The sequence below is a fragment of the Pseudomonas sp. NPDC088368 genome, assembly GCF_044753445.1.
GTDB classification, from domain to species: domain Bacteria; phylum Pseudomonadota; class Gammaproteobacteria; order Pseudomonadales; family Pseudomonadaceae; genus Aquipseudomonas; species Aquipseudomonas bambusae.
Window position 1 is genome coordinate 608,271 of record NZ_JBIVNG010000002.1, and the last position, 9,056, is coordinate 617,326.

Below are 9,056 nucleotides of genomic sequence, written 5' to 3' on the forward strand. Positions count from 1 at the left end.
GCCGCGATAAGCGGTGCCACGATTATTTTCAAACTGAAATGTAAGGGTCATTATTTCCGTCTATGATCTTCCGCCCTTCGCGCTGAGGCCCCCTGTTTCAGGGAGGTGAACGCCATTTTCGTCATGTGAAAAGACGTGTCGGGAACTCGGTCGAGGCATTTCCAGGTCTGAATTCGAGCGTACGCTCATAAAGCTGAACGGAAACTGAAAGCCCTTCAAATGAGGAAAGGATGTTGAGAGGACTCAACAACTAAGCAGTGACGTGATGTCAGGCGGGGAGTTGGGAAGCAGGCAGGAAAGTGATCGACAACGCGTAACTTTTGAATAGAGTTTAAACAGGCAGCGACATCGATAAGCCGTCAATGTCGCCGCTGTCCTGGAACCTGAAGTTGAGAGGCTGTGTCCGCTCAATCGGGAATAACGGCAATCACATCAATTTCCATCAACCACTGCGGCTGGCCCAAGGCCGACACCACCAGCCCGGTGGAAATCGGGAACACGCCCTTCAGCCATTTGCCGACCTCGCGGTACACCTCTTCACGGTAGCGGGGGTCGATCAGGTAAATGGTGATCTTGACGATGTCCTGCAACTGGCTGCCGGCTTCTTCCAGCAACTGCTTGACGTTTTTCATGGCCTGCTCAGCCTGAGCACGGGCATCGCCGAGGCCAATGAGGTTGCCGTCGAAATCGGTGCCCAACTGGCCGCGTACGTACACGGTGTTGCCGGCGCGCACGGCCTGACACAGATCGTTGTCCAGTGACTGGTTGGGGTAAGTGTCCTTGGTGTTGAACATGCGGATGCGGGTATGGGTGGGCATGGTGATCGGGCCTGGGTTACAGAAAGAGAGGGGCCGTCCTTGGCGCTGAATCCGGGGATAGGCGTTACAGCGGCGGCGCGTCGAAGTAATCGGCGCGCACAGCGGCGCCGATCAGGTTGACGATGAGACGCCCTGCGGTGATGCAACTGAGGTTGTTGACGTCGATGGCCGGGGTGATCTCGACGATGTCCATGCCCACGACCTTGCCTTTCTTCACCAGCCCGTGAATCAACTGGCGAATTTGCACGTAGGTGATGCCTCCCAGCGCGGGGCCTGCCACGCCGGGCATGATCGACGGGTCGAGGCCGTCGGCGTCGATGGTCAGGTAAAACTGGCCGCCGTCGGGAATCCGGTCCAGCACCGATTGCATGCCGTGGTCGTGGACGTCATAAGCGGTGATCAGGTGCGCGCCGTAATCCACCGCCGCCTGATAATCCGCAGGCCGGCCACTGCCCTGGGCGCGCAGGCCGATCTGGAAGATTTCGCCGATGTGTTCCATTTCCGAGGCCCGGCGGATCGGGCTGGAAAGGCCGTCGCGCACGCCGTTGATCTCGTCGCGCCAGTCCAGGTGCGCGTCGATGTGGATCAGGGTGATCGGGCCACGGCCCTCGTAGGCGCGCAGCACCGGGATCGGGATGCTGTGGTCGCCGCCGAGAATCACCGGCATCGCCCCAGCGTCGAGGATTTTGCGCACGGCCTGTTCGGCGCGCAGGCTGTGGCTGTTGAGGTCGGTGGGGTCGGCGGGCACGTTGCCGCAGTCCACGACCTTCAGCGCGCGGTTGTCATAGATCGGGCCGCCGACGTCGAAGTCGTAATGGTGCAAGGCCCGGCAGATCCGGTCGCTCATGGCGCGAATGGCGTCTGGCGCCTTGCTCTGGTCGTTGCTGATGTGCTCGGCGACATACGCTTTGCCGAACGGGATGCCGAGAATCGCCACGTGTGCGTCGAGCTGGTCGAGGTCGGTGCAGATGGGCGACCACAGGAAGCTCTGGTGTTTTTTCGACGGTGGAACGGTCAACGGAAAATCCATGGGTGTCTCCTGATAGTGATTCTGAGCGTGGTTCCGAGCGTGTGTCTGAATGAGCAGCGCCGCGTGCAGCGGTCAGTGATCCAGTGAAAGAAAGCGCCGCAGCTCAACGGTCTGCGGGTTATCGAACAGTGCGTGGGGCGGTCCGGCTTCGTGGACCAGGCCCTGGTGCATGAAAATCACCCGGTCGCTGACCCGACGGGCAAAGGCCATTTCGTGGGTGACCATGATCAGTGTCATGCCTTCGGCCGCGAGGCCCTCGACGACCTGGAGCACTTCGCCGACCAGTTCGGGATCGAGGGCCGAGGTGATCTCGTCGCACAGCAGGACTTGCGGGTTCATCGCCAATGAACGGGCAATCGCCACTCGCTGCTGTTGGCCGCCGGAGAGCTGATCGGGGAAGGCGTCGAAGCGCTCGCCGAGGCCGACCCGCTCCAGCAACTTGCGCGCCTGCCGTTCGGCGTCTGCCCCGGCGGTCTTCTGCACCAGGCGGGGCGCGAGCATCACGTTCTGCCCGGCCGTGAGGTGCGGGAACAGGTTGAAGCCCTGGAAAATCATCCCGACGTTCTGCCGCAGTTCGCGCATCGCGGCGCGGTTGTCGGGCTGGATCGGCTGGCCGTCAACCACCACCGAGCCTTCTTGAAAACGCTCTAGCCCATTGAGGCATCGCAGCAGGGTGCTTTTGCCCGAGCCGCTTTTGCCGATGATGCAGACCACTTCCTTGCGAGCGATTTGCAGGTCCACGCCCTTGAGCACTTCGTTGTCACCGAAGCGCTTGCGCAGGCCGCGAATGTCCACCAGAGCGAAGGCCGCCCCGGCGTCGTGGTGAGATGACGCAGTCATATGAGAGGTCCTTAGCGACGAAGTTGGTGTTCGAGTCGGCGGCTGTACAGCGACAGCGGAAAGCACAGCGCGAAATACATCAGCGCCACCGACCCGTAGATGAAGAACGGCTGGAACGTGGCGTTGGTGATGATCTGTCCGGCGCGGGTCATTTCGACGAAACCGATGACGGAGGTCAGCGCCGTGGCCTTGACCACCTGCACCATGAAGCCCACGGTCGGAGCGATCCCCGCGCGCAGGGCCTGGGGCAGAATCACGTGGCGCAACTGCTCGCCAAAACTCAGGGCCAGGCTGCTGGCCGCTTCCCACTGGCCTCGGTCGATGGACTCGACGCTGCCGCGCCAGATTTCGCTCAGGTAGGCGCTGGCGTACAGCGTCAGGCAGATCGAGGCGGCCACCAGCGCGCTGGTTTCAATGCCGAACATCGAGAGGCCGAAATACACCAGAAACAGCTGCAACAGCAGCGGCGTGCCCTGAAACAACTGCACGTACAGCATGATCAGACGGCGCACGGTGCGCGTGCCCGTCAGGCGCAGTACCACCAGCAATCCACCCACCAGCCCGCCGCCAATGAAGGCGATCAGCGACAGGCCGACCGTCCAGCGCGCCGCCAGCAGCAGGTTCCGGGCGATGTCCCACAGCGTGAATTCGTACATGGCAGGCCCTCAGCGACCGAAGATGAAATGCGGTCCGACCCAGTTCAGCAGGCGGCGCAGGGCGATGGAGAGCAGCAGGTACAGGGCCGCGACGACGATGTAGGTTTCGAAATTGCGGAACGAGTTGCTGGCGATCTGGTTGGCCGCGTACGACAGCTCTTCCGCCGAAATCTGGCTGCACACTGCCGAGCCGAGCATGATGATGACCATCTGCCCCACCAGCGCAGGCCAGACCCGTTTCAGAGCGGGCGGCAGGATCACGCGGGTGAAGATCTGCCAGCGGTCGAGGGCGAGGCTTTCGGCGGCTTCGATCTGGCCGTTGGGCGTGGCTTCGATGCCGGAACGGGCGATCTCGCTGACGTAGGCGCCGAGGTTGATTACGTTGGCCAGAATCGCGGCGGTCAGCGCCGTCATCTTCAGGCCCAGCCCCGGCAGGCCGAAGAAAATGAAGAACAGCTGGATGATGAAAGGGGTGTTGCGGATCAGCTCCACGTAAGTGCCGATCAGCCAGCGCGCCCAGCGTGGGCCTTTGCTGCGGATCACCCCGCAGGCAATGCCCAGCAGCGTGCCGAGGACTGCCGCGATCATCGTCAGGCCGACCGTCAGCGCCAGGCCGTCGAGCAGCAGCGGCCATTGGTTGAGTACCACAGAAAAATCGAGGGTCATGATTGCATCGTTTCCACAGTGGGCGTTTCGCAGGTGAGCAGGTCACGAACGCCGGGCAGGTCTTCCAGGTGCGAGAGGTCATCGAACAAGCGCTGAGCGCGGGCGACAGGCCACACGCCTGTCGCGCACTGCATGAACTTTTGGTGAAGCTGATCCCCCGACAGCGGCCGTGACGCGGCGCCCACCGGCATCGCGCAAAAGCGCTCGACCGACGACCCGTCGCGGCGCACGACCTTCACCCAGGCCCCTTCGGGCGCGGAATCCAGCAGAGAGGTTTGCCAACGGGCGCTGCTCGCCATGCGGACCCGTTTCATCAGCTGTTGCAGGTCAGCGCGTGCCAGAACCGTCGCGTCCAGTGAGTCGACGGTGATGTCACCGAGCAGCGCCGTGCAGGCCAGTGCGAACGGCATGCTGAACTGAGCCTGCTGGCGGGAGACCGGCGCGTCGTGAACCAGGTTCTGGATCACGATGGGCGGCACGTCGCACAGGATCGCGTCGATGTCCCCGACCCGGACTTCGCCCTCATCGAGTAACTCGCGCAGGGCATCGATGGCAGCATGGGATGACAGGCACACCGGCACCCGTTTGATGTCTACGCCGGGGTAAATCAGGCTCCAGCGACTGCCCAGGGCGGGCAGGGGATTGAGCAGCCCGCCGTTGAACATTGCCGCCAGACCCTTCTCATGCTCCATCACGTCCAGCGGCCCGCGACTGCCGTGACTGGCCAACAGCGCCGCGATCACGCCCGCTTCACTGCTGCGACCGGCCATGAGCATCTTGGCGTCGCTGCCGAACCCGGCTTTCATCCCGCCGGTGCCTGCAATGGCGAGGCCCAGCGCAGCGGCGGTCTGGTCCGCGTTCAGCCCCAGCCCATGACAGGCCGCCGCACAGGCCCCGACCACGCCGAGCACGCCGGTGGTCCACCAGCCCCGATCGTAAATCTGCCGCGTCAACGCCTTGGCCAGCGCGTATTCGCATTCAGCCCCGGCGGCGATGGCCGCCAGCAAGCGGGCCCCGCTCAAGTCGCACATCTGCGCCACGGCCAGCGCGGCGGGCAGGATCACCGCCGAACCGTGGACGAAACCGGGATAACAGTTGTCGTCGAAATCCAGCGCGTGGGCTGCTGTGGCATTGGCAAATGCCGCTGCCGGGGCGGCTGCGTTGCGCGCCTGACCCAGCACCGTCGATTCGCCTGCACCCGCCGTGACCGCAATCACCGCCCGGGCCTGAACCGCGACTGTGCTGCGACTGCCGGCCAGCGCCACGCCGAGGGTGTCGATCAGGCAACGCTTGGCGGCGTCCTGCACCGCTGGCGGGATGTCCGCCAGCTGCAAGCCCGAACTCCAGCGCGCCAACGTGACCAGTGAAGGGGTGAAGTCGCTCATGGTTATTCCGGCAAGTTGCCAGCCGGGGCGCCCAGCCATTTCTGCGAGATCGCGTCCAGTGTGCCGTCTGCCTTGGCTTGACGAATGATCTCGTTGACCTTGTTGCGCAGTTCCGGCTCGTCCTTGTTCATGCCGATGTAGTTGGGCGCGTTGGACAGCACCACTTTGAGCGCGATGTCCATGTTGGGGTTTTTCTGTTTGAGCGCGGCGGCGACGGTGGTGCCAATGGCGACCATTTGCGTCTGCCCCGACAGAAACGCCGAGATGCTGCTGTTGTTGTCTTCGAAGCGCTTGGTGATCGCTTCGGGGGCCATGTCGGTCAATTCCTTGTCTTGCATCGAGCCTCGGGTCACGGACACGGTTTTGCCCGCCATGTCACCCATGGACTTGACGGGCAACTCGGCCTTGCCGAACACCGCGTCGAAGAACGGCGAGTAGGCGATGCTGTAGTCGATGACCTTCTCGCGCTCAGCGGTCTTGCCCAGGGACGAAATGGTGAAATCCGCCTTGCCGGACTGGATGTAGGCCACGCGGTTTGGCGCCGTCACGGGCACCAGTTGCAGCTTCACGCCCAGCTTGTTGGCCATCAGGTTGGCGACATCGATGTCCAGGCCTTGGGGCACCATGTCGGGTCCGACGTAGCCGTAGGGCGGGTAGTCGACGGGCACGGCAACGCGCAGTTCCTTGGCCTTGAGGATGTGGTCCAGCGCTTCACCGGCCTGGGCGAAGGTGGAGCAGAGCAGGGCGCTGAGCCCAGCGGCGAAGAGGATGTGGCTGAATGGCTTGCACGGTCTGGCTTTCATCAGGACGCTCCGGTAGATGAAGGGGTCGAATCGGATTGAAAAACGGCAGAAATCGAAAGCGGGGCTAGCCCAGGTCCCACCACTCGCCGAGGCTGAGCAGCTTCTCTTCGGTGTGGGTGACCGAGGCTTCTACGTCCTGGGTCGAGGCGGCCGACATCAACGCCACCAGCATCTCGCTGACTAACATGGCCGGGACGATGGTGTCGTAGAACGACGGGGTCTGGTTCTTCACGATGATGGTTTCCGCCGCCAGCCTTGCGGTGGGTGAGGTCAGGCTGTCGGTGATGGTGATGATGCGCACGCCCTGTTGGTGCAGGTAGTTGGTCAGGGTGATCAGCCGCCGGGAATAACGCGGCAGGCTGCACACCAATGCCACGTCCTTGGGGCTGGTCTGATTGATGATCGACATGACGCCGCTTTCACCCGCGCCTTCCACCAGCCGCACGTTTTTCGCAAAGTAAGAAGCGACGTGGGAGAACTGAAACGCCACGCCGAACGACGAACGCATGCCCAGGCAGTAGACCTGACGCGCCCCGGCCAGCAGCGCGACAGCCCGGGAAATCGCCCGCAGGTTGTCGTGGCTGCACATCGACTGAATCTGTTCGATGGCGTTGTTGGCCATGTCCTGAATCACTCGCTGCTCGCCGACCCGCTGTTTGAGTTCCACCAGGTCATGGGCGCGGGAGCCGTAGGCACTGTTCTGTCCGCGCAGCGAATCGATGAACAGTTCGCGCAGGTCGTCGTAGCCGGACAGGCCCATGCGTTTGGCCAGGCGTGTCATGGTCGAAGGCGGCACATTGGCCAGCCGGGCGATGTCGCGCATCGACATCACGGCGATTTCGTGGGGGTTGTCCAGAATGAAACTGGCGGCCGCGCGCTCTTGCCGGGGAAAGTCCTCGAACTGTTGTTGAAGCTGGCTGCAGAGCAGATCGCGGTCCATCTGGCGCATCACCTGAAAGCGGGAGTTGCAGGTGAAATTGCAACGGTTGTGCCAGAAATTTCCGAAATGATTCAAGTGATTCATTTTGCGGGCGTGGTCATTCGCCGCAGTGGGCAAGGCGCGGTGACCGGGGTGAGTCGATTTCGATTGGGTTGATTCAAAAATCGTTGATAGGTGAATCGGGCGGGAGGTTGGTGAATTCCCTGAACGCAGGTTTGCGCTCTGAAACCCCGCCCGCGGGCATGCGTTACGTTGGTGCGGCGCACCGGGTCAGTGCGGGTTCAGTCCTTGGCGGAATGACCCGTTGCCTTTATTTCGCTTGTGAGAAAACGCGCTTCATCGCTTAGATAGGCGCCATTCCCACAGTCTGCAAGGCGCTTGAGCATGGCTTTCCCTTCCGTCAGCAACTCCATTTCCTTCGTCCACCCCGTCAGCCTGACCCACGGAAAAAACGCCGAGGTCTGGGACGTTGACGGCAAGCGCTACATCGATTTCGTCGGGGGCATCGGCGTGCTGAACCTGGGCCACTGCCACCCGCAGATCGTCGCGGCGATTTGCGAGCAGGCCCAGCGTCTCACCCATTACGCATTCAACGCCGCGCCCCACGTGCCGTATCAGCAGTTCATCGAGCGGCTGGCGGCGTTCATTCCGGTGAGCTACCCGGTCAGCGGCATGCTCACCAACAGCGGCGCGGAAGCAGCGGAAAACGCGTTGAAGATCGTGCGCGGCCACACCGGTAAAAGCGCAGTGGTGGCGTTCGACGGGGCGTTCCATGGCCGCACGCTGGCGACGCTGAACCTGAACGGCAAGGTCGCGCCCTATAAACAGAAAGTGGGCGTGCTGCCGGGGCCGGTGTTCCACGTGCCGTACCCGAGCGTGGACAACGGCGTGTCTGCGGAAGAAGCGTTCAAGGCGCTGGACCGGTTGTTCAGCGTGGAAATCGACATCGACGAAGTGGCGTGTTTCATCATCGAGCCGGTGCAGGGCGAGGGCGGTTTCCTGGCACTGGACCCGCTGTTCGCGAAGGCGCTGCGCAAGCTGTGTGACGATAAGGGCATTGTATTGATCGTCGACGAAATCCAGTCGGGGTTCGGGCGGACGGGAGAGCGGTTCGCATTCAGCCGTCTGGGGATTGAGCCGGACCTGCTGTTGCTGGGCAAAAGCATTGCCGGTGGCGTGCCGCTGGGCGCGGTGGTCGGGCGCAAATCGCTGATGGACACGCTGCCTAAAGGCGGATTGGGCGGGACCTATTCCGGCAATCCGATTGCCTGCGCGGCGGGGTTGGCGACGCTCGACGTCATGACCGATGCGAATTTGTCGGCGTGGAACGAGCAGTATTCATCGACGTTGTTGGCGCGTTACGAGCGTTGGCAAACGGAGAAGGTATCGCCGTACCTGGGCCGTTTGACCGGTGTGGGGGCCATGCGCGGGATTGAACTCATCACTCCGGAAGGCAAACCCGCCACGGCACAGATGGCGCAGCTGCTGCAAATGGCTCGGGAACGCGGGTTGTTGCTCATGCCGAGCGGCAAATCCCGGCACATCATTCGGTTGCTCGCACCCTTGACCATTGAGTCTGACGTGCTGAACGAAGGGCTGGACATTCTTGAAGCGTGTTTGAGGGCGCTTGATTGAGATCGAGGTGAAAGGCAGGACGAACCGGGCACCTCGTTGTGCCTGGCAGACCGCGTGCACAGGGTTTGCTGCCGGCTCCCGGCAGATCGCGAGCAAGCAACGCTCCCACGGCCTTCGGCCAGAATCAACCGCAAGCGTTTGTGCACATAGATCTGCTTCTGCCGAAGGCGAGGGAGACCGCGTGCACAGGGTTTGCTGCCGGTTCCCGGCAGATCGCGAGCAAGCAACGCTCCCACGGCCTTCGGCCAGAATCAACCGCAAGCGTTTGTGCACATAGATCTGC

Annotated in this window: 9 protein-coding genes; 1 reads left to right on the forward strand and 8 read right to left on the reverse strand. The window is 62.5% G+C overall.

The window, feature by feature from the left end; genetic code table 11:
- Positions 1–407 precede the first annotated feature (407 nt).
- The 8 genes from ACIQAL_RS06240 to ACIQAL_RS06275 all read right to left on the reverse strand — a co-directional run bounded on the left by ACIQAL_RS06240 (position 408) and on the right by ACIQAL_RS06275 (position 7,213).
- Complete coding sequence (locus tag ACIQAL_RS06240; protein ID WP_166594637.1) at positions 408–818, reverse strand: RidA family protein; 411 nt, start codon at positions 816–818, stop codon at positions 408–410.
- Between the two features lie 64 nt (positions 819–882).
- Positions 883–1,848 carry an agmatinase gene (locus ACIQAL_RS06245; protein ID WP_341958153.1) on the reverse strand — a complete coding sequence of 322 codons (966 nt, stop codon included), beginning with the start codon at positions 1,846–1,848 and terminating at the stop codon, positions 883–885.
- A 72-nt stretch (positions 1,849–1,920) separates the two neighbouring features.
- Positions 1,921–2,688 carry an amino acid ABC transporter ATP-binding protein gene (locus tag ACIQAL_RS06250; protein WP_341958151.1) on the reverse strand — a complete coding sequence of 256 codons (768 nt, stop codon included), beginning with the start codon at positions 2,686–2,688 and terminating at the stop codon, positions 1,921–1,923.
- 11 nt (positions 2,689–2,699) lie between these two features.
- A complete protein-coding gene (locus ACIQAL_RS06255) occupies positions 2,700–3,344 on the reverse strand; it encodes an amino acid ABC transporter permease (RefSeq protein WP_401143640.1) in 645 nt (214 codons plus the stop codon).
- Between the two features lie 9 nt (positions 3,345–3,353).
- Positions 3,354–4,010 carry an amino acid ABC transporter permease gene (locus ACIQAL_RS06260; protein ID WP_401143643.1) on the reverse strand — a complete coding sequence of 219 codons (657 nt, stop codon included), beginning with the start codon at positions 4,008–4,010 and terminating at the stop codon, positions 3,354–3,356.
- Entirely contained in the window at positions 4,007–5,395 is a 1,389-nt protein-coding gene (locus ACIQAL_RS06265; RefSeq protein WP_401143645.1) for an MmgE/PrpD family protein, read from the reverse strand. The genes ACIQAL_RS06260 and ACIQAL_RS06265 overlap by 4 nt, the downstream gene beginning before the upstream one ends.
- Positions 5,396–5,397: 2 nt before the next feature.
- Positions 5,398–6,198, reverse strand: coding sequence for a transporter substrate-binding domain-containing protein (locus ACIQAL_RS06270; RefSeq protein WP_166594631.1), 801 nt, complete (start codon positions 6,196–6,198; stop codon positions 5,398–5,400).
- A 64-nt stretch (positions 6,199–6,262) separates the two neighbouring features.
- Positions 6,263–7,213, reverse strand: a complete 951-nt coding sequence (locus ACIQAL_RS06275; protein ID WP_401143648.1) for a MurR/RpiR family transcriptional regulator — start codon at positions 7,211–7,213, stop codon at positions 6,263–6,265.
- Positions 7,214–7,522: 309 nt separating this feature from the next.
- On the opposite strand from ACIQAL_RS06275, the gene ACIQAL_RS06280 reads away from it, so the two are divergent.
- Entirely contained in the window at positions 7,523–8,773 is a 1,251-nt protein-coding gene (locus tag ACIQAL_RS06280) for an aspartate aminotransferase family protein (protein WP_401143650.1), read from the forward strand.
- Positions 8,774–9,056 lie beyond the last annotated feature (283 nt).